The sequence below is a fragment of the Antarctobacter sp. genome (assembly GCF_965277915.1).
GTDB lineage: Bacteria > Pseudomonadota > Alphaproteobacteria > Rhodobacterales > Rhodobacteraceae > Antarctobacter.
Genome location: NZ_OZ255849.1, coordinates 3,611,981 through 3,632,328, shown reverse-complemented (window position 1 = coordinate 3,632,328; position 20,348 = coordinate 3,611,981). Strand labels below are relative to the sequence as shown.

Below are 20,348 nucleotides of genomic sequence, written 5' to 3'. Positions count from 1 at the left end.
ATGCTGTATCGCACCGCTGGGCAGTTCAAGACGAGTTACGAGGCCGACCAGGCGCTGTTCCCGGTCAAGCAGGATGCCTTCCTGCTGGGCTTTATCCTGGTTCTGGCATGGGTGATCTTCCCGCTGACGGCCAGCGAGTTCACCTTCCAGACCCTTCTGATCCCGATCCTCATCTATTCGCTTGCCGCGCTGGGGCTGAACATCCTCACGGGCTATGCCGGGCAGCTGTCGCTGGGCACGGCGGCCTTCATGGGGGTGGGGGCCTATGCCTGCTACAAGATGATCACGATCATGCCGTGGATGAACCCGATCATCGCGATCCTCCTGTCGGGCGTGTTCAGCGCGGGCGTCGGCGTCGCCTTCGGCATCCCCAGTTTGCGGATCAAGGGTTTCTACCTGGCGATCGCGACTCTGGCGGCGCAGTTCTTCCTGGTCTGGCTGTTCGAGAAATGGGCCTGGCTCTACAACTACAACGCCTCGGGCGCGATCCAGGTGCCGAACCTCGACATTTTCGGGCTGTATGTCTCCGGCCCGCAGGCGGATTCGATCGTCCAGTACTACCTGGTGTTGTTCATCGTATGCCTGCTGACCTGGGTCTGCATCAACCTGACGCGCGGCAACCTTGGCCGGACGTGGAAAGCCACGCGCGACATGGATATCGCCGCCGAGCTGATTGGCATCAACCTGATGAAATCCAAGCTGACGGCCTTTGCGATCTCGTCCTACATCGTGGGCGTGGCGGGCGCGCTTTTCGTCTTCATGTGGCGCGGTGCGGCAGAACCAAACCTGTTCGATATTCCACTGTCGTTCCGGATCCTGTTCATCGCGATCATCGGCGGGCTGGGTTCGATCCTGGGCAACTACCTGGGGGCGATCCTGATCGTGGGCTTGCCGGTGGTTCTGAACCTGGTCCCCGAGGCGCTCGGCATCCCGCTGTCGTCCTCGATGGTGGAACACCTGAACTTCATGATCGTGGGCGGGCTGATCGTGTTCTTCCTGATCGTCGAACCGCACGGCCTGGCGCAGCTGTGGCGGCTGCTGCGGGAGAAACTGATCCTCTGGCCCTTCCCCTATTGAGATGGGGGCAGGCTCCCATCCCATGGCCGCCACCTGCGGCCCAAAAACAAGACGCAATACCTAGTGAGACATTCCAAGGGAGGAAAGACATGAAACACTTTACCAGACTGGCCCTTGCCGGCGCGCTTGCGGCGGCGACCGCCGGGGCCTCGATGGCGCAGGAGCTATATGCCCCGAACCTCGCCTACCGGACCGGCCCCTTTGCCGCGACGGGCATCCCGCTGATGAACGGGCAGGCCGATTACCTGGCGATGCTGAACGCGCGTGACGGCGGCATCGGTGGCGTGATGATCAACGGCGAGGAATGCGAAACCGGCTATTCCACCGAGAAGGGCGTTGAATGCTATGAAAAGACCAAGGGCAAGGCGATCGTGACGCAGCCCTGGTCAACCGGCATCACCCTGCAGGTGCTGCCCAAGACCAACGTCGACAACATCCCGATCCTGGCGCCGGGCTACGGGTTCAGCCCGATGATGGATGGCAAGACCTTCCAGTGGGCCTTCAACACCCCGTCCGGATACTGGGATGCAGCGGACATGATCATCCAGTATCTCGAAGGGCAGGGCAGCCTGGACGGCAAGACCATCGCCTTCCTGCACCTTGACCACCCCTACGGCAAGGAGCCGATCCCGGTTCTGGAACAGCTGGCCGAGCAAAAGGGCTTTGAGCTGAACCCGATCCCGGTGGGCCTGAAGGAAATGCAGAACCAGTCGGCGCAATGGTTGCAGATCCGCCGGATGCGTCCCGACTATGTCGTGATGTGGGGCTGGGGCGCGATGAACGCGGGCGCCATCACCGAAGCGGTCAAGACCAAGTTCCCGATGGAGAATTTCCTGGGTGTCTGGTGGGCCGGGCATGACGCGGATCTGCGGATCGTGGGCGAGGACGGCAAGGGCTACAAGTCGATCAGCTGGTCGTACCCGAACATGGATGCGCCTGTCATGAAGGATGTGCAGCAATACGTCATCGACGCGGGCAAGTCCAAGACCGACGAGACCGAGATGACAGGCGTCTTCTACTCGCGCGGGATCGTGATCTCGGCCATCCTCGCCGAAGGCATCCGCGCGGCGCAGGCTGAATTCGGCACCCCCGAGATCAATGCCGAGCAACTGCGCTGGGGCCTGGAAAACATCAACATGACCGAGGCGCGGATCGAGGAACTGGGCCTGACCGGCATGGTGCCGCCGTTCCAGACTTCCTGTGCCAACCACACCGGCCATTCGGGCGGCTGGATGCTGGAATGGGATGGCGAGAAGTTCGTCAAGGTCTCCGACCTTCTGACGCCGAACGTGGAAGGTTATCAGGCGCTGGCAGAGGAAAAGGCGAAGGAATACGCCGAGGCCAATGCCCCCTGGCCGGTGAACGAGGACTGCGACGCGATGTGATCGCGCAAGGCCCCGGCGGTGCATCCGCCTCGCCGGGGCCGACTTTCGAGTATTTTCAGAGAGAAGAAGCAGCAGGGGCGGCTCAGGGCCGACCCGGAGCGCGAGGTGAGACGATGCTGGATGCAGGACGGACGGACGAGGCCCTGCTCGAGGTGAACAACATCGAGGTGATCTACAACCACGTGATCCTCGTGCTGAAGGGCGTCAGCCTGACCGTGAACAAGGGCGGGATCACCGCGCTGCTGGGGGGCAATGGTGCTGGCAAGACGACAACGCTGAAGGCGATTTCCAACCTGTTGCACTCCGAGCGAGGCGAAGTGACCAAGGGCTCCATCGTCTACAAGGGCGAGCGGGTCCAGGACCTCGATCCGGCGGCGCTGGTGAAACGCGGCGTGATCCAGGTGATGGAAGGCCGCCACTGTTTCGAGCACCTGACCGTCGAGGAAAACCTGATGACCGGTGCCTACACACGCAAGGACGGCAAGGCGGCAGTCGAGGCGGACCTGGAGATGGTCTATTCCTATTTTCCGCGCCTCAAGGAGCGCCGCCGCAGCCAGGCGGGCTATACTTCGGGCGGGGAGCAGCAGATGACCGCGATCGGGCGGGCACTGATGTCGCGGCCCGAAACGATCCTTCTGGACGAACCCAGCATGGGGCTGGCGCCGCAACTGGTGGAACAGATCTTCGAAATCGTGAAATCGGTGAACGAGAACGAGGGCGTGAGTTTCCTGCTGGCAGAGCAGAACACCAACGTGGCGCTGAAATACGCCCATTCCGGCTATATCCTGGAAAACGGGCGCGTCGTGATGGATGGGCCCGCCGCCGAGCTTCGGGAAAACCCGGACGTCAAGGAATTCTACCTGGGGATGTCGGACGAAGGGCGCAAATCCTTCCGCGATGTGCGGTCCTACCGGCGCCGCAAGCGGTGGCTGGCCTGAGCCGCCGCCGTCACGGCCCCGATTACCGACGCGAAGGCCGCTTCATCCAGAGGAATGATGTCATGATCCGTTTTGCCCCGACCTGTCTTGCGCTTGCCGGCGCCGCCATCCTGGCCTCTGCGTCGCTTCTGGGGGCGACGCCCGTGCAGGCCAGTGACCTGGTAGTGCACGAGGTGCTGTCAGAGCAGCCGCTCTCGGATGCAGCAGAGATGAAGGTGGTCATCAGCCGCGTGACGATCAAGCCGGACGGCATGATCAAGCGACATGCCCATCCCGGCGACATGCATGCGGTCGTTCTGCGCGGCGGGCGCATCGAGGGGCCGGACGGCACGGAACAGGTGCTGGACGCGGGGAGGGTGATCTTTGTGTCCGCCGGGGATGCGCATGGCCCGCTGCGCAACCTCGGCGACAGCGATATCGAGTTGATGGTGACCTATGTCGTCAACATCCTGGAACCCTTTTCCTGGCCGGTCGAGTGACGTGATGGCGCAGAATGAAGCTTACCGGAGCGACTGGCGGGGGAGGTCCTACCCGCGCCCCTGTGGCGCCAAGGTGTCCTGCGTCGTGGGCCGGGCGGACCGATAGCCATGGTCCGCGCGCATTTCCTCGATCCGGGCCAACGCCTCGGCGCGCGTGTTGCGGATGTTGGGGCGGAAGTCCTGGCTTTCGGCGCGCAGGCGGATGTCGGCCTCTGTCTCGGATCCCGGCGCGTAGCGCACCGTGCCCAGCGAATGTTCCAAGTTCAGCGTCTTGCCCCGATGAGCGTATTGCACCCAGGCAGCCGGCAGGATCTGCGTACCCTCGTAGTTGATCAGGAAAAACCACCTGTCACGCCCGCTGTCGGCGATGCGGCTTTCGATGTGGTCGTAGAAATCGTTGACGTCTCGGGAATGGTTGAAGGTGAACCAGGAAAAATCAACCTCCATGATCTCTGCCCTGTCGTCGAAGGCGATGCGGTGAAAGAAATCCTGGGGCGTGTAGTTCGGGTCGTGCTGCACATGGGCGCGTCTGCGCGAGGGCATCTGGCCGAGACGGACCAGTGCATCGGCCCGGTTGGTGAACAGGTTGGGGTCAAATGCCTCTGTCCGCGCGGCGCGTTCGATCTGGGCCGCGGTTTCCGGCGAGGCGTCGAAGCGCACGGATCCCATCGAGTGCGCCATGTTCAACGCCCGTCCGCGCCGCGCGTAGGCCACCCAGGCCGAGTTGTCGATGCGCGTGCCGTTCAGGTTGATCAGGAAGAACCACAGTTCCTCGCCCGTGTCCGCGATGCGCGTCTCGATCCGGTCATAGAACCGGTTGACGGTGGTCGAGCTGTCGAAAACGAAGCCGGAGAAGTCGACCTCCATGATCTGGCGGACATCGTCGAACCGGATGCGGGCATCAATATCGTCGTGCATCTCTGGGCCTCCTCTCCCTTTGACTTGGCAGACCCTAGGGGTTGGGACGGCGGGGCACCTTGTTCCAAATCAATATGCCTGCCGGCGCAACGGGGCGGTGGCGTTGACACCGGACGGCTCCGGCGCGTCCGGCCTGGACCGGGGAGGCCTGGCAGGACCGCCTGCGCCCGGACGACGGAATTTCGAAGGAGAGCGTGATGAGCACCTATTTCGACGAGCTGGAGACGCGCAGTCGCGATGCGCGCGAGGCGGCACAGCTGGAGGCGTTGAACGTACAGCTGGCCAGACAGGGGATCGACCCGCTGGAAGACCTGTCGGGTCTGTCCGATCTGCCGGTGCTTCGCAAGGCCGACCTGGTGGCGATGCAGGCTGCGGAACCGCCGTTTGGCGGTCTGCCGGTGTCGAACCTGGCACATGTCTTTCAAAGCCCGGGACCGATCTACGAGCCCGGCGGCATCAGCCATGACTGGTGGCGTATGGGCCGTTTCCTGAACGCCTGCGGCATCGGGCGGGGCGACATCGTGCAGAACTGTTTCGGCTATCACCTGACCCCGGCGGGAATGATATTTGAATCCGGTGCGCGGGCGGTGGGCGCTGCGGTTCTTCCTGCTGGAACCGGCCAGACCGAGCTGCAGGCCCGGGCGGCCCGAGACGTCGGGGTGACGGCCTACGCGGGCACGCCGGATTACCTCAAGATGATCCTGGAAAAGGCCGACGAGATGGGGCTGGAACTGGGCATCACGCGGGCGGCGGTCGGGGGCGGCGCGCTCTTCCCCTCGCTGCGCCAGTATTATGCGGACCGCGGCATACAGTGCCTGCAATGTTACGCGACCGCGGACCTGGGCAATGTCGCCTACGAGAGCCCCGAAATGGAGGGCATGATTCTCGACGAACATGTGATCGTCGAACTTGTCACACCGGGCACCGGCGAACCCGTCCCGGAGGGCGAGGTGGGGGAGATCGTCGTGACGACGCTGAACCCCGATTACCCGCTGATCCGCTTTGCCACCGGCGACCTGAGCGCCGTGCTCCCGGGCGAAAGCCCCTGCGGACGGACCAACACCCGGATCAAGGGCTGGATGGGCCGCGCCGATCAGACGACCAAGATCAAGGGCATGTTCGTGCGCCCCGAACAGGTGGCGCAACTGGTGGCCAAGCACACCGAGATCGCACGCGCCCGCGTGGTCGCCAGCCGTGAAGGCGAGATGGACGTGATGACGGTGCGGATCGAGGCGGATGGTGGCGATGCTTCGACCTACGAGGGGACCGTGGCCGAGGTGCTGAAGTTGAAGGGACGGGTCGAACTGGTGGCGCCCGGGGCGCTGCCGCGCGACGGTTTGGTGATCGAGGACCAGCGCAGCTACGATTGACGGGGCAGGGGGCTCTGCCCCCGTCCCTGCAGGACTCCCCCGGAGTATTTTCAGGCCCAAAGAAGCAGGGCCGCGCCGGCCCTTTTTCGCATGTGTTGAGGCGGGGCAAGGGTGAATTGGGCGAAAGGTCGCCCATTTTCCCCGTCGGCGACGCTTGTCCTGTGGCAGTCAGGCGGTAGGCTTGGGTGATATCAGACGACCGGGAGGACCTCTCATGCGGATATTCGCCCTTGCCCTGGCGGGCGCGATCCTGGGCGCGACGGGCGCCCAGGCAACCGGCGACGCGCTGGTGATCGGCAACAGCCGCTATACCGCCGTCCAGACGCTGTTCGGTGCCCAACGCGTGACCGTGGCGGCCGATGCCCTGCGCGACAAGGGGTTCGACGTATCGCTGACGCAGGACGCGGATGCCGCCGGCATGCGCCGCGCCTTTGCCGAATTCGCCGCGAAGTTGGACGATGACGGCGGGCCGGTGGTGATCCTGCTCTCGGGGGCTTTCGTGCACGGGGTCGGGGGCAGTTATCTTGTTCCCGTCACCGGGTCGGGGCGGATCGACGAGGCCGACGTGCTGGTTCAGGGGTTCCCGCTGGACGCGGCGCTGTCGATCCTGTCGGCCTACCAGGGGCGCGCTTTCCTGGTCCTGGGAGAGACCCCGACCGATCCCGAACTGGGCCTGTTCCTGTCAGAAGGTCTGGGCGACCTGGACATTCCGCAGGGCGTGACGGTGATCCGCGGACCGTCGGTGGACGTCGCGCGCTATGCGGCGCGGGACCTGGCCCGGACCGGGCGTTTCGTGTTGCGCGCGGCGCTGGACTACGAACTTGAGGTCGAGGGCTTCGCGCCCCATACGCAGGTGATCGTGCGGGCCGAGGACGTGACCGGGGCCCGCGATCCGTCGGATCCCGCGCGCCCCGATCCATCGGCCTTTACGCGGGCGGCGGATGACGCGGCCTGGCGGCTTGCGCAAGAGGCGGATTCGCCGGACGGCTACCACGCTTACCTGGACGGCTTTCCGGACGGGCAGCACGCCAATGCCGCGCGGCAGCGACTGAACGCGCTGAATTCCGAGCCCTTCTACCGCGAGCGCCGCGCCGAAGAGGCGCTGGAACTGACACGCGAGCAAAGGCGCAGCATCCAGCGGGCGCTGTCGATTCTGGGGTATGATACGCGCGGCATCGACGGGATCTTTGGCGACGGAACCCGCGGCGCGATCCGGCGCTGGCAGGAGGATTCGGGCCTGCGCGTGACAAGCTATCTCAGCCGCGACCAGATCGCGCGGCTGGAGGATCAATCGGCCCGGCGGGCCGCGGAATTGGAACGCCAGGCAGAGCAACGGCGGCTGGAGCGTGAACGCGAAGAGCGGGCCTATTGGCGGCAGGTCGAACGGCGGGGCGAGGAAGCCGGTTTCCGCGACTACCTGCAGAAATATCCCGAAGGTCAGTTCGCCGATCAGGCCCGCCGGGTCCTGCAGGAGATAGACGACCGCCGTGCCGAACAGGCCGCCGGCCAGGATCGGCGGGACTGGGCCAAGGCCGCACAGGCCAACACGACAAGCGCCTACCGGGCCTATTTGCAGGACTGGCCCAACGGCGCCTTCCGCGCCGAGGCGCAGCAGCGAATCGCCCTTTTGGAACATGATGCCGCCAAGGTGCGCGACGCGGTGGCGGCACGGCAGGAAGAGCAGGGGATGAACCTGAACTTCGTGGCGCGCCAACTGGCCGAGCGACGGCTGAAACAGCTTGGGCTGAAACCGGGCAAGGTGGATGGCCGATTCGACGATAACACCCGGGCGGCCATACGCCGATACCAGGATTCGCGGGGATTGCGCGTATCCGGTTATCTCGACGAACAAACCGTGGTTCGGCTCTTGGCGGATGGTGTTATCGGGCTGGATCGGGATTGATCCGGTCCGCCCTTCGAACCGGTGACCTAAGCAAAGAAAAACCCCCGCGGCATATGCCAGCGGGGGTTATTCGCATCGGGCCAGAGGCCCTCAGGCAAAAAGCCGGGGTTCAGCCCTGGCGTGCCTTGAACTTGCGCTGCGTCTTGTTGATGACGTAGACGCGGCCCTTACGGCGCACAACGCGGCAGTCGCGGTGGCGCTTCTTGAGCGAGCGGAGCGAGTTTGCGACCTTCATGGTCTTCTCCTGTCGTCGCGGCGCGCGAGCGCCATTGGTTGCGGCCAATACCCGACGCACCGAGAGGCATGCCTCCCGGGGTGCCGGGCGATGAATTCATGGTGGGCGATACTGGGATTGAACCAGTGACCCCTTCGATGTCAACGAAGTGCTCTACCGCTGAGCTAACCGCCCTATATGACCCTTGCGCATTCCCGCCCGCCTCTTTCGAAGCACCCGGTGATGCGCGCCGGTGGAGGGGTCTATAAATGGCTTCTTTGCGGGGATCAAGGGCTTTTGGAGGGTGGAATTTTTGGTCTATCCTCTTCTCTGAAAAGGAGAGCGGATGCCTGAAACTTCGTACCACCTGCACATGCCCGAGACACCCGCGTCGCGCGTGGTTTTCGCCTCTCCGCATTCGGGCCAGGACTATCCCGACAGCTTTCTGCGAACCACGATTCTGGACAATCACAGCATCCGGACCTCCGAAGACGCCTATGTTGACCGTCTTTTTGACTGTGCGCCGGAATTCGGGGCCCCTTTGCTGCGGGCCGGGGCACCGCGTGCCTACGTCGATCTGAACCGTGCCGCCGACGAACTGGACCCGGCGCTGATCGAGGGTTTGCGCCGCGGCGGGCACAATCCGCGGGTGGCCAGCGGGCTTGGCGTCGTGCCGCGCGTGGTGGCCAATGGACGCGCAATCTATCGCGGCAAGCTGACGCGGGCAGAGGTGGATCGGCGAATCGCGCGAATCTGGCAACCCTACCATGACCAGCTGCACGCCTTGCTGGACGACGCCCGCGAGCGCTTTGGCGAGGCGGTGCTGATCGACTGCCACTCGATGCCGCACGAAGCGCTGGACGGTTCCACCCGTCACGGCGGACGGCGGCCCGAAGTCGTGATCGGTGACCGGTTCGGCGCCTCGGCCCGTCCCGAGATCGTCGAACGCGTCGAAGCGGCCTTCGCCGCCGCGGGGTTCGTCGTGGCGCGCAACGCGCCGTTTGCCGGGGCTTACACGACGCAGAATTACGGCCGGCCGTCGCGCGGTCAACACGCGGTGCAGGTGGAAATCGACCGGGCGGTCTACATGGACGAGGCCAGGATCCTGCCGAACGCGGAGTTCGATTCTGTCCGGCGCCGGTTGCGCGACGTGGTGGCGGAACTGGCGGCACTTGGCACCGAAGGTCAGCAGCAATTGGCAGCTGAATAAGCTTTTGCGTCTATTGCAGGAACAGGCGGTCCAACGCCGCATCCAGCGGCGCGGGATCGTGAACTTCCAGCCGGACGGGCAGGGTCAGCACCTCGCGCCGCATCTCGGGCGGCAGACGCACCGCGTCCTTTTCCGTTGTGACCAGTTGCGCGCCCAGCAACTGGGCCTCGCGCATCAGCCGGGTCACAAGCGCCTTTGTGAACGGCTGGTGGTCCTCCAGCGCCTCGGCGCGGCGGATATCGGCGCCAAGGCTGCGCAAAGTGGCAAAGAATTTTTCCGGGTGACCGATTCCGGCAAAGGCCAGCGTTGGCAGGCCTTCCCAGTCCATTCCGGTCTGGAGGGGCGCAAGGTGCCCGGTCAGATGCGGCAAAGGGATGAGCGACTTCCAGTCGGCGGTAAACCGTTTCTGCGCCGCGTCGGGTCCGATCGACAGCAACAAATCTCCTCGCGACAGACCGGCCGCCAAGGGTTCGCGCAGCGGCCCGGCGGGCAGGCAGCGGGCATTGCCGAACCCGGCGACCGCGTCGACACAGATGATGGTCAAGTCCTTGGCCACATCCGGGTTCTGCAGCCCGTCATCGAGGACGATTACGTCGGCTCCGGCGGCTTGGGCCTGGCGCGCGCCTGCCGCCCGATCACGCGACACCCAGGTTGGGCAGAAGGCGGCGATCAACAGCGGTTCGTCCCCGGTCATCTCGGCGGTGTGGCGGCCAGGATCGACCTGCTCGGGGCCGGTGATGCGTCCGCCGTAGCCGCGTGACACCACATGCGGGACAAGCCCGCGCCCGATCAGGCGCTGAACAAGGGCGATGACGGTCGGGGTCTTGCCGGTACCACCCGCATTGACGTTGCCGACACAGACCACCGGGATGGTGGGACGTACCTTTGGCGGGTGGGCCACCCGGCGGGCCGTAGCCCGCGCTGTCAGTGCCGCAAGGGGCGCCAGCAGGCGCGCCTGCCACGCCGGGGTATCGGGCGGTGTCTGCCAGAAGCGTGGCGGGCGCATCAGTCCTCAGCTCTCTCGTCCAGCGTGTCGCAGATCTCGGACAGGACCCGGTCGACCAGTCGCGCACTGGACGAGATCACGTCCCAGCCCGCGTGGGCCATGACCGCGGCCTGGTCCGGCGCCACGAGGTGTGAAACCGCGGCGCCAAGGGAGTCGCCGTCGCGCACGATTCGCGCGGCCCCGGCGCTGACCAACCGCGAGTAGGCGCCGAGATGCGCGCCCACGTTGGGGCCGTAAAGCACCGCCGCTCCAAGCGCCGCCGCCTCGAACGGGTCCTCTCCCGTGCCGCCGGCGGTCAGGGATCCGCCCAGAAAGGCCAATGGTGCCAGCCGATACCAAAGGCCCAGCTCATCCGGTCCACCGGCCAGCAGGACCTGGGTATTCTCGTCCGGCATTTCGCCGTTTTCCCAGTCGCAGACGCGCATCTGGTCGCGGCGCAGCATGGCAGCGAACCTGTCCCCGTCCGCGGGATCCGCCGGGGCCAGGATCAGCAACAGCCGGTGGGCCAGCCTGCTAGCCTGTCGATGCGCCATCAGCACGTCGCGCGCCTCGTCCGGACGAATGCGGGCGGCGAGCCAGATGGGACGACCGGCAATCAGGCTGGCAATCTCTTCGTGCAATCCGTCAGAGCAGTCCAGCGGCGCCTCGGTATCGAGGAAAGGCGTGGCGTCATGCACGCGGCCGGATTCGATGCCCATGCGGCGCAGACGACGGCTCGCTTCCGGGCCGGTGGTGTAGAGGCTGTCGAACAGCCCCAGAACAGCAGGTGCGGGATCGGGCAACCAGCGCGGTGCCTCTGCCGGAAAGGGCGCGTCGGCAAGGTCCAGCGCGATCATGTGGCTGCCGCTCTCCGCAAGGGCCGACAGCAGGCCGGGGCGCAGGGACTGCCCGGTCCAGAGCGTTACATCCGGGCGCAACTGGCGCAGGCACCGCAGATCCTCGGCGGCCATGTCGCGAGGCATCGGCACTGTGATCACCCCCGGACGCGACGGCACCCGCCCACTGAGCCAGACCGTGACCTCGGGGCGCTGTGACGTCAGCCGCGCGGCAAGACTGGCCAGGGCGCGCCCGGTTTCGCGGTCTTCGGCGAAGCCCCACACGAGCGGGCCGGAGGGGCGCACGGGCCAATCCGGAGCCTCGCCCGCGGCAGAGGCGCTGCGCGCATAGGCCAGATAGGCCGAGAGGCTCAGCGCGCGGCGCGTCATGGGATCAGCCCAGTTCCTCGGTCGAGGAAGCCTCTTGCGCTTCTTCGCGCAGTCGATGGAGGTGGGCGATGAAATAGCGCATGTGGGCATTGTCCACGGTGCGCTGCGCCTCGGCTTTCCAGGCGTTGTAGGCCTCTTCGTAATTGGGAAAGATGCCGACGATGTGCAGGTCGTTCACGTCCTTGAAGACGGTCTTCGACGGATCGACGAGTTCGCCGCCGAAAACGAGGTGAAGGCGTTGCATGAGGCGCGCTCCCTTTGGGTTGCGGGGTCAGCGCGACCCTAGCGAACGCGCACCGTTGGTCAAGGCGCGGTGAAGGGCCAAGGCGCCGGTGGGTCGGGCATTGCCCCCGCCTTGGGCGGTTTGCAGCCGGGGCTGCCCGTGCGACGGCGCTATCGCCTGCGCTGCATCAGTGCCGAGTGCAGCTCGGGATTTGCGGCGATGATGCCTTCGGCCTTTGGTACCTTGGCGTTGAACTGCAGCGGCGCGCCCGTGCCATCGGTGATGCGGGCCCCGGCCTCGGACAGGATCAGGGCGCCGGGGGCGATGTCCCATTCCCATGTCGGGCGAAACGTGAACATCGCGTCGTAACGGCCCTCGGCCACGAGGCTTTGCCGATAGGCCAGCGACGGGCGGTAGCTGCGCCTGAGCTTTGGCAGGCCACCGGGCCAGTGTCCGGAATCCATGCTGGGGCGGGTGGCCAAGACCTGCGCCTCGTCCGGACGGACGGTGGTGCTGGCGGTGACCGGATCGCCGTTCAGATGCGCGCCGCCGCCAAGGCGGGCGGAATAGAGCTTGTCCATCATCGGCAGGTAGACGACCGAAGCGATGGCCTGTCCATCCTCGACCACCGCAAGCGCATGCGCCCAGGTGTCTTCCCCCTCGATGAAAGAGCGGGTGCCGTCGATCGGATCGATGATGAAGACGCGTTTTGCGCCCAGCCGGTCGGTGCCGTCCGGGGTCTCCTCGCTCAGCCAGCCGTAGTCGGGTCGTGCCTCGCGCAGGAATTGCGTCAGCAGCGTGTTCACCGCGAGGTCGGCCTGGGTGACGGGGCTGTCGTCGACGGCCTTGTACTGCACACCAAGGTCGCCGCCGACGAAGGCGGTGGCCACCTCGGCAGAGCGGCGGGCCGCTTCGATCAGAAGAACGAGATCATTCGCCGGCAAGGGTCAATCCTTCGACCAGCAGGGAGGGGACAACGCGGCTGAGATATGTGCGCGCGTCATTGGCCGGCACGATGGTCCGCAGCATGTCCCGCAGATTGCCCGCGATGGTCACGCCGGACACCGGGTAGGCGGGTTCGCCGTTCTCGATCCAGATGCCGGCCGCGCCGCGCGAATAATCGCCCGTATTGGGATTGATGGTAGAGCCGATCATCGAGGTCACCAGCAGGCCTGTGCCCATTTCGCGCATCAGGTCCTCGCGGCTCTGCGTGCCCTGTGTCAGGGTCAGGTTCCACGATGCCGGGGAAACAGAGGCCCCGCCGCGCGCGGCATTCGCGGTGCTCTGCATACCCAGCTTGCGCGCATTTGCCAGGTCCAGCGTCCAGCCGGTCAGAACGCCCTTGTCGATCACGGCGCGTTTGCGTGTCGGCAGGCCCTCGGCGTCGAACGGACGCGAGGCGCTGGCACGGGGACGGTGAGGGTCTTCGATCAGGCTGAGGTGTTCGGGCAGGATCTGTTCGCCCAGGGCCTCGCGCAGCCAGGACTGGCCGCGCGCCACCTGCGCGCCGTTCGCTGCGGCAACCATGTGACCGATCAGCGAGGCCGCGACCCGTTCATCGAACAGCACAGGGTAGGCGCCGGTCTTGGGCTTGCGCGGGTTCAACCGTTCAAGGGCGCGGGCGGCGGCACTGTCCCCGATATCCTGCGCGCTGCGGAGATCGGACTGAAAGGTGCGGCTGTCGCCGTCGCTGTCGCGTTCCATGCCCAGGCCTTCGCCCGCGATGGCGACGCAATAAAGGGCGCGCGACGTCCGCTGGTAGCTGCCGGAAAACCCGTTGGTCGCTGCAAGGGCGATGGTCTGCGCGGTATATTGCGCTGCGGCGCTGTCGATCCGGGTGATGCCATCATGCGCAAGGGCTGCGGCCTCTGCTTGCCGCGCATCTTCCTCCAAGGCTGCGGGGGCCGGTTCCGGCGCGGGATCGGCCAGTTCCAGCGGCGCCACGTCCCAGTCCGTGACGATCTGATCGGGATCGGCCAGCCCGGCGTAGGGGTCCTCGGGCGCCTCTCGCGCCATTGCCACGGCGCGGGAGGCCATTTCGGCAAGGGCCTCTGGCCGGATGTCCGACCCGGAGATCGAAGCGCTGCGCTGGCCCAAAAAGACCCGCAGGCTGAGATCGCGGTATTCTGCCCGCTCCGCCTGTTCCAGGACACCGGCGCGCACGTCCAGCGACTGTGCCGCGCCATCGACCGCCAGGGCATCCGCCGCATCGGCACCTGCCTTGCGGGCGGCGTCAAGCAGGGCATTTGCAAGCGATTGGCAGGTGTCGGTCATGGGAGCCTCTGAATTGATGTGCCTCCGAGGTAAGCCGGACCGGGAAGAGAGGCAAGGCCAAGGCTGTTTCCGTGTTTCCGGATTCGGGTAAAGCCTGTTATTATTGGCCTATCTGGGGGGCGGCGATGTTCGGAGCCAAGGCGATTTGTGATGGGCGCATTGCCTTGCTGAGCGCCGTAAAGCCCTTTTCCATGATCGATGTCAACGTCCGCCTGGGCAGCATCGCGGCGGGGAATGAGCCGGGGCTGAGCGTGGATATGCCGATGCTCACGGATGCGCGGGGCGTGTCTCTGGCTCGCCTGCCCACCGAACAGTTCATGGAGTACTTTCGCCGCCGGTCGCGTGAAGGCATCCCACACACAGGTAACCTGTTGGCTTGCGTTTGTGGCGACACCGGGTCTTTCGGGATGCTGCGCATGTTCGGCATCCTGGCCGAACTGGAGGGTATCCGCCCCGAGAAACGGTATTTCGTGAGCCAGGACCTGTCGGAGGTTTCCGCATGGATGGCCGAACAGGTCGGATTGGAAGACGGAGCGGCCGACCGGATCGCGGCAGAGGTGGATCTCTTTCGGGAAGAGCTGCGGGTCTGAGCCCGCAGAGCTGGCCTACTGAACGGTCTCGGTGACGGCCACGATCGGCCCCATGCGGCGACCAAGGTCGGCGCGGTTGATCTGGGGCGCGTAAAGCCGCGAGATGTTTCCGTCCAGGAACAGCGCGTTGGGCAGCATCAGCACGTCCCGGAACAGGCGGGCGAATTCGTGGAAGGTGACCGTGTTCTGCGAGATCGCAAAAACGGCCCGGTCGCCGTCGGCCGAGGTGCCGACGCCATTGCGGATGTAGCGCGACGAACTGTCCGGCAGGAACCGCGGGTGAAGGGCGCCCTCGATCACCAGCATCGGGCCGGACTGGGTGGCATGGCGGCAAGCCGGGCGGCGGGCCAGGAAATCGCGCGTCTCGATGACCCGCGCCCAGCCGTCGCCAATGCAGAAGATGCCATTCGGCAGAAGGCCGAAATTGCCCTGTGACGGGCCCGAGATCACGCGCATCTCTTCGCGACCGTCCTCTAGGTAGAAGCCAACCGGTGAACGGTCCTCATGGTACATCCCGGCGTTCATGGCAAAGACCAGCTCTTCACCCTCACTGGCCAGTTCGGCCTTGAGCATGCTGAAATGGCCGTACGCATCGCCGCTTTCGTCGGAACGAAAGAGGCGCAGCTTCTCGCGCGTGGGATCGACCTCGCAGACGACATATGCATTGCCTTCGTGGTCGACGTCGCGACATGTCACCGCCTGCGCCGCCGGGGCAATGGCCAGCGTGGCGGTCAGCAAGGCGAGGCAGGCGGCAATCCGGCGCATCTGTTCAGTCGTCGAGATCGCGCCGCACGGCGTCATCTGCAAACAGACGCCGGGTGTCGTCGAGGTGGTCGAAAGTCTCGTCGAGACGAAAGCGCAGCTCTGGCGCGAATTTCAGGGTCAGACCGCGTGACACGGCGCGGCGCAGCTCTCCCTTGTTGCGTTCCAGGAGTTCGAACATGTCGTCCTGATGCTCGCCGCCGAGGGGCACGACATAGGCGGTCGCCACCTTGAGGTCGGGCGACACCCGGACCTCGCCCACGGTGATCGAGAGCCGGTTGAGATCGGGATCGTGAATATCCCCGCGCTGCAGCACCTCGGACAAGGTGCGGCGGATCAGCTCGGCGACCCGAAGCTGGCGTTGGCTGGGCCCGGGGCCATCGTGGAATCTGTTTCGTGCCATGGGTCCAGACTTAAGCTTGCTGTCTTCGTTTGCCAAGCGCCCCGAGCGGGGCGTGCATTTACCGGACAGGAGCGGTAACAGGGGCGGAACAGTTGCGTCAAGGAGCGGGAACGATGGAGGATTACGGCGTTGTGGTGACCGGCGTTTCGGGCCGGATGGGCCAGATGCTGGTACAACAGGTTGCGGCGCACGAACGGTTGCACCTTTGCGGGGCCCTCGAACGGCCCGGACATCCCTGGATCGGGCAGGACCTTGGGCTGGCCTCGGGCGGGGCCGCGATCGGGGTTATGGTTTCGGACGACCCGCTGGAGGCCTTCGCCCGCGCCCATGCGGTGATCGATTTCACCTCGCCGGCGGCAACGGTGGGCTTCGCCGAATTGGCCGCCCAGGCGCGCCTGGTGCATGTGATCGGTACGACGGGGTTGGCCGAAAGCGACCTGGAAAAGATCGCCCTGGCGGCCCGTCACGCGGTGGTCGTGCGGGCAGGGAACATGAGCCTCGGCGTGAACCTGCTGACGACGGTGACGCGACAGGTTGCGGCGGCGCTGGACATGGACTGGGACATCGAGATCGTCGAATCGCATCACAACCAGAAGGTGGATGCCCCCTCGGGTACGGCGCTGATGCTGGGCGAGGCCGCGGCCGAGGGACGCGGTGTCGCGTTGTCCGACGTGTCGGATCGTGGTCGCGACGGGATCACCGGCGCGCGCAAGAAGGGTGACATCGGGTTCCATGCGATACGGGGCGGCGACATCGTGGGCGAACACGAGGTCATCTTTGCCGCTGCCGGAGAAAGGATCGTGCTGAAACACATTGCCTCCGATCGGGCGCTCTTTGCCCGCGGCGCGCTGAAGGCCGCGCTCTGGGGGCAGGGCATGGGACCGGGCGAATACGACATGTTGGACGTGCTGGGGCTGAAGTAAGTCCCGCGCCCGCGCATCGCCCGGAGCGACGCCCACCCGCCCACCCGCGCGCTCCGTACGGCACGCGGGTGCGCCCGGATCAGAAATCGATCGCGAGGCCCTTCTTCTCCCAATCGCCGTAGCGCACGGGTTCCGGACCATCGCGGCCGCCCAGTTCGGGCGGCGCCGCCTTTGCTTCGGCCTCGGCCTTGGCGCGGCGTTCGGCGGCTTCGGCAAGCGCGCGCTGCGCAGCGGGGGGAAGATCGGGCCTGTCGGCCTTGTGGTCGCTCTCGGACATGGGCTTTCCTCGTCTGATGCCGCTTGATATACGCCCGCCGGTCTGTCGGGCAACCCCGCCCCCCAACCGCCCTTCCGGAGATCGCCCATGTCCAAAGCCCCCAGCCCGGCCCGCCTTGCCGCCGTCGACCTGCTGGACCAGGTCCTTGGCCAGGGGCGGCCGCTGTCCGAAAGTGAACGGCTGGACGCGCTGGCGCCGTCGGATCGCGCGGCGGCGCAGCGGCTGGCCACGGAAACGCTGCGCGGGATGGAGCGGGCCGACCGGCTGCTCAAGCCGCACCTGCGCAAGGCACCGGCGCCAAGGGTCATGAACATCCTGCGACTGGGCACGGTCGAGCTGTGCCTTGGCGGGGCCGCGCATGGGGTGGTCAGCGATTGTGTCGAGATCGCCGCCGCAGGCAAGCGCACGCAAGGCGCGCGCGGGCTGATCAACGCGGTCTTGCGCAAGCTGGGAGACGAAGGGCCGACTGCCTGGGGCAAGCTGCGCATCCCGCGGCTGCCGAAATGGCTGCGCGCCCCGCTGGTCGAGGCCTGGGGCCCGCAGGCCGTGGCCAACATGGAGCGCGTGCATTTCGAGGGCGCCCCGCTGGACCTGACACCGAAACCGGGCGCGGATCTTTCGGCGCTGGGGGGCGAGCTGTTGCCCACCGGGTCCGTGCGGTTGCGTGATGCGGGGCAGGTCAGCGCCTTGCCCGGTTTTGCCGAAGGCGACTGGTGGGTGCAGGATGCGGCCGCCGCGCTGCCGGCGAAACTGCTGGGGAACGTGGCGGGGCAACAAGTGCTGGACATGTGCGCGGCCCCCGGTGGCAAGACGTTGCAACTGGCCGCGGCAGGGGCCGAGGTCACGGCGCTGGATCTGTCAGAGGCGCGGTTGAAGCGCGTGCAGGAGAACCTCGACCGTACAGGGTTGACGGCGACGCTGGTTGCCGGGGATGCGCTGGAGCACGAGGGGCAGTACGACGCGATCCTGTTGGACGCGCCCTGTTCCGCCACCGGCACCATCCGGCGGCACCCGGACCTGCCCCATGCGCATGAAGGCGAGCGCATCAGCGAGTTGATCGGCCTGCAGGAAGCCATGCTGGACCATGCGCTGCGCCTGCTCAGGCCCGGTGGGAAACTGGTCTATGCCACCTGTTCGCTGATCCCGGACGAGGGCGAATGCCAGGTGGACGAGGCGCTGGCCCGCCATCCGGACTTGAAGGTGATCCCGCCCGACGCACCCTGGATCGAGGACCGCTGGCGGTCCGAAGAAGGGGGATTGCGGCTGCGGCCCGATTATTGGGCGCCCAAGGGGGGCATGGACGGGTTCTTCATGGCGCTCCTCACGCACGATTAACTCTGTGGTGACTTCCGCCGGGGAGCGATGTATCCTGCGATCAACAAGCCCGAAACGGGCGACCCGAGGCAGATCGCAGAGCAACCGGCCCATGTCCACGGCGCGAAACTGGCGAACCGCGCATGCGCGGATGATGAACCGCATGCAAGCGCGCATGTCGGCCAGCGCCCGACCGGCCGAAGGCTTCGTCTCGCAACCGGAACCGCGCACCGTGGGTTTCTTTGCCCGGGGGCGGCAGATGTTGGCCGGAAACCTGATGTTCGCGGGCCACCTGGTGCAGGCCGAGGGTCGGTCGATCTGGGCCATAGATCCGCCCGATCCTGCCTTCGATGAGGAAGTCCACGGCTTCGGCTGGCTCGATGACCTGGCGGCGGTGGGCGACGCCAAGGCACGGGCGCTGGCACAGGACTGGCTGTGGGATTGGATCCGCCGCTATGGCAAGGGCCGGGGGCCCGGTTGGACGCCGGAACTGACCGGGCGGCGGGTGATCCGCTGGATCCACCATGCGCTGTTCCTGTTGCGCGGACGCAAGGCCGACGACAGCGAGGCCTTTTACACCGCGCTGGCCGCGCAGACCCGCTTTCTCGCCAAGCGTGCCCATGTGGCCGCTCCGGGTCTGCCACGTTTCGAGGCCATGACCGGGCTGCTCTACGCGGGCCTGTCCCTGCAGGGAATGGAGGCGCATGTGGCCCCCGCGCGCGAGGCGCTGGGCAGCGATTGCGCCAAACAGGTCGATGCGCAGGGCGGTATTCCCACCCGCAACCCCGAGGAATTGCTGGAGGTCTTTACCCTGCTGACCTGGGCGCAACAGGCCTTGCAGGAAGCTGAACTGGACCTCGATCCGCGCCATGTAGAGGCGATCGGGCGGATTGCGCCGACGCTGCGGACCCTGCGCCACGCCGATGGCGGGCTGGCGCGGTTCCATGGTGGGGGGCGGGGGCTGGAAGGGCGGTTGGACCGCGCGCTGGCCGCCTCTGGCAACAAGAAACGACAGGCAGACGGGTTGGCGATGGGGTTCGCCCGGCTCTCGGCCATGCGCACCTCGATCATCGTCGACGCGGCGCCGCCACCTGCCGGTGCCGCCTCTGCTCGCGCCCATGCCTCGACCCTGGCGTTCGAACTGACCTCGGGGCGGCGGCCCGTCATCGTCAACTGCGGTTCGGGCGGCGGGTTCGGAGAGGAATGGCGCCGGGCGGGCCGCGCCACGCCCTCGCATTCCACGCTTTGCCTGCAGGGATATTCCTCGGCCCGACTGGGCGCGCCGCGCTGGATCGGCGAGGCCCGGCGGGAATTGCTGGAGGACGCGCCGCGTCACGTCCCGGTACAGATGAGCCACCTTCCTGACAGCCTGCGGTTCGAGGGCGGGCACGATGGTTACGTCACGGTGCAGGGGCTGACCCATGCCCGCAGCCTGGAGTTGTCGCTGGACGGGCGCAGCCTGCAGGGAGAGGATTACCTTGTCGCCCTGGACGCGCCATCGAAGAAACGGTTTGACCGGGCGATGGATTCGATGAAGCTGGCGGGCCTGCCTTTCGAGATCCGCTTTCACCTGCATCCGGAGGTGGACGTGGCTCTGGACATGGGCGGCACCGCCGTCTCCATGGCGCTGCGGTCCGGCGAAATCTGGGTGTTCCGCTTTGACGGGTCGTTGGATATGGCACTGGAACCCTCGGTTTACCTGGAAAAGGGACGATTGCAGCCGCGTGCGACGAAGCAGGTCGTTTTATCCGGGCGCGCAATGCAGTATGCGACGCGCGTCCGCTGGTCGCTGGCCAAGGCGCAGGAGACGGCCCTTGCCGTTCGTGACCTTGTCCGCGACGAGATGGACGAGACCGCCTGAAACGGTCATTTGCCGC

Annotated in this window: 21 protein-coding genes and 1 tRNA gene; 11 read left to right on the top strand and 11 right to left on the bottom strand. The window is 66.1% G+C overall.

Annotation, left to right across the window (positions count from 1 at the left end; genetic code table 11):
• From ACQY5B_RS18650 to ACQY5B_RS18635, 4 genes are all read left to right on the top strand, one after another.
• A complete protein-coding gene (locus ACQY5B_RS18650; protein WP_305971275.1) occupies positions 1–1,077 on the top strand; it encodes a branched-chain amino acid ABC transporter permease in 1,077 nt (358 codons plus the stop codon).
• Between the two features lie 89 nt (positions 1,078–1,166).
• Positions 1,167–2,462 carry an ABC transporter substrate-binding protein gene (locus tag ACQY5B_RS18645; RefSeq protein WP_420327982.1) on the top strand — a complete coding sequence of 432 codons (1,296 nt, stop codon included), beginning with the start codon at positions 1,167–1,169 and terminating at the stop codon, positions 2,460–2,462.
• 113 nt (positions 2,463–2,575) lie between these two features.
• On the top strand, positions 2,576–3,400 hold the full coding sequence (locus ACQY5B_RS18640; protein WP_043136089.1) for an ABC transporter ATP-binding protein: 825 nt from the start codon (positions 2,576–2,578) through the stop codon (positions 3,398–3,400).
• Positions 3,401–3,462: 62 nt separating this feature from the next.
• Complete coding sequence (locus tag ACQY5B_RS18635) at positions 3,463–3,879, top strand: cupin domain-containing protein (RefSeq protein WP_420327984.1); 417 nt, start codon at positions 3,463–3,465, stop codon at positions 3,877–3,879.
• 48 nt (positions 3,880–3,927) lie between these two features.
• Here ACQY5B_RS18635 and ACQY5B_RS18630 read toward each other — a convergent pair whose 3' ends face one another.
• The gene (locus tag ACQY5B_RS18630; RefSeq protein ID WP_420327986.1) at positions 3,928–4,797 is read right to left on the bottom strand and encodes a hypothetical protein; all 870 of its coding nucleotides are present in this window, start codon (positions 4,795–4,797) and stop codon (positions 3,928–3,930) included.
• A 197-nt stretch (positions 4,798–4,994) separates the two neighbouring features.
• Between ACQY5B_RS18630 and ACQY5B_RS18625 the strand changes: the two genes are divergently transcribed.
• Positions 4,995–6,167, top strand: coding sequence for a phenylacetate--CoA ligase family protein (locus ACQY5B_RS18625; RefSeq protein WP_420327987.1), 1,173 nt, complete (start codon positions 4,995–4,997; stop codon positions 6,165–6,167).
• 214 nt (positions 6,168–6,381) lie between these two features.
• A complete protein-coding gene (locus tag ACQY5B_RS18620; RefSeq protein WP_420327989.1) occupies positions 6,382–8,070 on the top strand; it encodes a peptidoglycan-binding protein in 1,689 nt (562 codons plus the stop codon).
• Between the two features lie 109 nt (positions 8,071–8,179).
• On the opposite strand, the gene ykgO is transcribed toward ACQY5B_RS18620, so the two are convergent.
• Both ykgO and ACQY5B_RS18610 read right to left on the bottom strand, forming a co-directional pair.
• Positions 8,180–8,305 (bottom strand): type B 50S ribosomal protein L36, encoded by a 126-nt coding sequence (gene ykgO, locus ACQY5B_RS18615; RefSeq protein ID WP_305971281.1) that lies wholly within the window; start codon positions 8,303–8,305, stop codon positions 8,180–8,182.
• Positions 8,306–8,404: 99 nt separating this feature from the next.
• A tRNA-Val gene (locus ACQY5B_RS18610) sits at positions 8,405–8,479 on the bottom strand.
• Positions 8,480–8,630: 151 nt separating this feature from the next.
• Between ACQY5B_RS18610 and ACQY5B_RS18605 the strand changes: the two genes are divergently transcribed.
• A complete protein-coding gene (locus ACQY5B_RS18605; protein ID WP_420327990.1) occupies positions 8,631–9,494 on the top strand; it encodes an N-formylglutamate amidohydrolase in 864 nt (287 codons plus the stop codon).
• Between the two features lie 10 nt (positions 9,495–9,504).
• Here ACQY5B_RS18605 and lpxK read toward each other — a convergent pair whose 3' ends face one another.
• The 5 genes from lpxK to ACQY5B_RS18580 all read right to left on the bottom strand — a co-directional run bounded on the left by lpxK (position 9,505) and on the right by ACQY5B_RS18580 (position 14,202).
• On the bottom strand, positions 9,505–10,500 hold the full coding sequence (gene lpxK, locus ACQY5B_RS18600; protein ID WP_420327992.1) for a tetraacyldisaccharide 4'-kinase: 996 nt from the start codon (positions 10,498–10,500) through the stop codon (positions 9,505–9,507).
• Positions 10,500–11,705 carry a 3-deoxy-D-manno-octulosonic acid transferase gene (locus ACQY5B_RS18595; protein WP_420327994.1) on the bottom strand — a complete coding sequence of 402 codons (1,206 nt, stop codon included), beginning with the start codon at positions 11,703–11,705 and terminating at the stop codon, positions 10,500–10,502. Before ACQY5B_RS18595 ends, lpxK begins: the two co-directional genes overlap by 1 nt.
• 4 nt (positions 11,706–11,709) lie before the next feature.
• Positions 11,710–11,949 (bottom strand): DUF4170 domain-containing protein, encoded by a 240-nt coding sequence (locus ACQY5B_RS18590; protein WP_043136110.1) that lies wholly within the window; start codon positions 11,947–11,949, stop codon positions 11,710–11,712.
• A gap of 149 nt (positions 11,950–12,098) precedes the next feature.
• Complete coding sequence (locus ACQY5B_RS18585) at positions 12,099–12,872, bottom strand: 3'(2'),5'-bisphosphate nucleotidase CysQ (protein ID WP_420327996.1); 774 nt, start codon at positions 12,870–12,872, stop codon at positions 12,099–12,101.
• Positions 12,859–14,202, bottom strand: a complete 1,344-nt coding sequence (locus tag ACQY5B_RS18580) for a TldD/PmbA family protein (RefSeq protein WP_420327997.1) — start codon at positions 14,200–14,202, stop codon at positions 12,859–12,861. Before ACQY5B_RS18580 ends, ACQY5B_RS18585 begins: the two co-directional genes overlap by 14 nt.
• 125 nt (positions 14,203–14,327) lie before the next feature.
• On the opposite strand from ACQY5B_RS18580, the gene ACQY5B_RS18575 reads away from it, so the two are divergent.
• Positions 14,328–14,792 carry a hypothetical protein gene (locus ACQY5B_RS18575; protein WP_420327999.1) on the top strand — a complete coding sequence of 155 codons (465 nt, stop codon included), beginning with the start codon at positions 14,328–14,330 and terminating at the stop codon, positions 14,790–14,792.
• 15 nt (positions 14,793–14,807) lie between these two features.
• On the opposite strand, the gene ACQY5B_RS18570 is transcribed toward ACQY5B_RS18575, so the two are convergent.
• Together ACQY5B_RS18570 and rbfA are read right to left on the bottom strand one after the other, a co-directional pair.
• Complete coding sequence (locus ACQY5B_RS18570; protein ID WP_420328001.1) at positions 14,808–15,557, bottom strand: phosphodiester glycosidase family protein; 750 nt, start codon at positions 15,555–15,557, stop codon at positions 14,808–14,810.
• Between the two features lie 4 nt (positions 15,558–15,561).
• Entirely contained in the window at positions 15,562–15,957 is a 396-nt protein-coding gene (gene rbfA, locus ACQY5B_RS18565) for a 30S ribosome-binding factor RbfA (RefSeq protein ID WP_305971289.1), read from the bottom strand.
• Between the two features lie 113 nt (positions 15,958–16,070).
• On the opposite strand from rbfA, the gene dapB reads away from it, so the two are divergent.
• Positions 16,071–16,880: a 4-hydroxy-tetrahydrodipicolinate reductase gene (gene dapB, locus ACQY5B_RS18560; protein WP_420328003.1), complete on the top strand. Its 810-nt coding sequence runs from the start codon at positions 16,071–16,073 to the stop codon at positions 16,878–16,880.
• A gap of 79 nt (positions 16,881–16,959) precedes the next feature.
• Here dapB and ACQY5B_RS18555 read toward each other — a convergent pair whose 3' ends face one another.
• Positions 16,960–17,157, bottom strand: coding sequence for a DUF1674 domain-containing protein (locus ACQY5B_RS18555; protein WP_305971291.1), 198 nt, complete (start codon positions 17,155–17,157; stop codon positions 16,960–16,962).
• 87 nt (positions 17,158–17,244) lie between these two features.
• On the opposite strand from ACQY5B_RS18555, the gene ACQY5B_RS18550 reads away from it, so the two are divergent.
• Together ACQY5B_RS18550 and ACQY5B_RS18545 are read left to right on the top strand one after the other, a co-directional pair.
• Positions 17,245–18,492 (top strand): RsmB/NOP family class I SAM-dependent RNA methyltransferase, encoded by a 1,248-nt coding sequence (locus ACQY5B_RS18550; protein ID WP_420328005.1) that lies wholly within the window; start codon positions 17,245–17,247, stop codon positions 18,490–18,492.
• A gap of 91 nt (positions 18,493–18,583) precedes the next feature.
• Complete coding sequence (locus ACQY5B_RS18545) at positions 18,584–20,332, top strand: heparinase II/III family protein (RefSeq protein ID WP_420328007.1); 1,749 nt, start codon at positions 18,584–18,586, stop codon at positions 20,330–20,332.
• Positions 20,333–20,348 lie beyond the last annotated feature (16 nt).

Bases quoted from the DNA above. Each gene is read 5' to 3' on its own strand.
- ACQY5B_RS18650 (WP_305971275.1), top strand. From the start codon at position 1: ATGCTGTATCGCACCGCTGGGCAGTTCAAGACGAGTTACGAGGCCGAC.
- ACQY5B_RS18645 (WP_420327982.1), top strand. From the start codon at position 1,167: ATGAAACACTTTACCAGACTGGCCCTTGCCGGCGCGCTTGCGGCGGCG.
- ACQY5B_RS18640 (WP_043136089.1), top strand. From the start codon at position 2,576: ATGCTGGATGCAGGACGGACGGACGAGGCCCTGCTCGAGGTGAACAAC.
- ACQY5B_RS18635 (WP_420327984.1), top strand. From the start codon at position 3,463: ATGATCCGTTTTGCCCCGACCTGTCTTGCGCTTGCCGGCGCCGCCATC.
- ACQY5B_RS18630 (WP_420327986.1), bottom strand. From the start codon at position 4,797: ATGCACGACGATATTGATGCCCGCATCCGGTTCGACGATGTCCGCCAG.
- ACQY5B_RS18625 (WP_420327987.1), top strand. From the start codon at position 4,995: ATGAGCACCTATTTCGACGAGCTGGAGACGCGCAGTCGCGATGCGCGC.
- ACQY5B_RS18620 (WP_420327989.1), top strand. From the start codon at position 6,382: ATGCGGATATTCGCCCTTGCCCTGGCGGGCGCGATCCTGGGCGCGACG.
- ykgO (WP_305971281.1), bottom strand. From the start codon at position 8,305: ATGAAGGTCGCAAACTCGCTCCGCTCGCTCAAGAAGCGCCACCGCGAC.
- ACQY5B_RS18605 (WP_420327990.1), top strand. From the start codon at position 8,631: ATGCCTGAAACTTCGTACCACCTGCACATGCCCGAGACACCCGCGTCG.
- lpxK (WP_420327992.1), bottom strand. From the start codon at position 10,500: ATGCGCCCGCCACGCTTCTGGCAGACACCGCCCGATACCCCGGCGTGG.
- ACQY5B_RS18595 (WP_420327994.1), bottom strand. From the start codon at position 11,705: ATGACGCGCCGCGCGCTGAGCCTCTCGGCCTATCTGGCCTATGCGCGC.
- ACQY5B_RS18590 (WP_043136110.1), bottom strand. From the start codon at position 11,949: ATGCAACGCCTTCACCTCGTTTTCGGCGGCGAACTCGTCGATCCGTCG.
- ACQY5B_RS18580 (WP_420327997.1), bottom strand. From the start codon at position 14,202: ATGACCGACACCTGCCAATCGCTTGCAAATGCCCTGCTTGACGCCGCC.
- ACQY5B_RS18575 (WP_420327999.1), top strand. From the start codon at position 14,328: ATGTTCGGAGCCAAGGCGATTTGTGATGGGCGCATTGCCTTGCTGAGC.
- ACQY5B_RS18570 (WP_420328001.1), bottom strand. From the start codon at position 15,557: ATGCGCCGGATTGCCGCCTGCCTCGCCTTGCTGACCGCCACGCTGGCC.
- rbfA (WP_305971289.1), bottom strand. From the start codon at position 15,957: ATGGCACGAAACAGATTCCACGATGGCCCCGGGCCCAGCCAACGCCAG.
- dapB (WP_420328003.1), top strand. From the start codon at position 16,071: ATGGAGGATTACGGCGTTGTGGTGACCGGCGTTTCGGGCCGGATGGGC.
- ACQY5B_RS18555 (WP_305971291.1), bottom strand. From the start codon at position 17,157: ATGTCCGAGAGCGACCACAAGGCCGACAGGCCCGATCTTCCCCCCGCT.
- ACQY5B_RS18550 (WP_420328005.1), top strand. From the start codon at position 17,245: ATGTCCAAAGCCCCCAGCCCGGCCCGCCTTGCCGCCGTCGACCTGCTG.
- ACQY5B_RS18545 (WP_420328007.1), top strand. From the start codon at position 18,584: ATGTCCACGGCGCGAAACTGGCGAACCGCGCATGCGCGGATGATGAAC.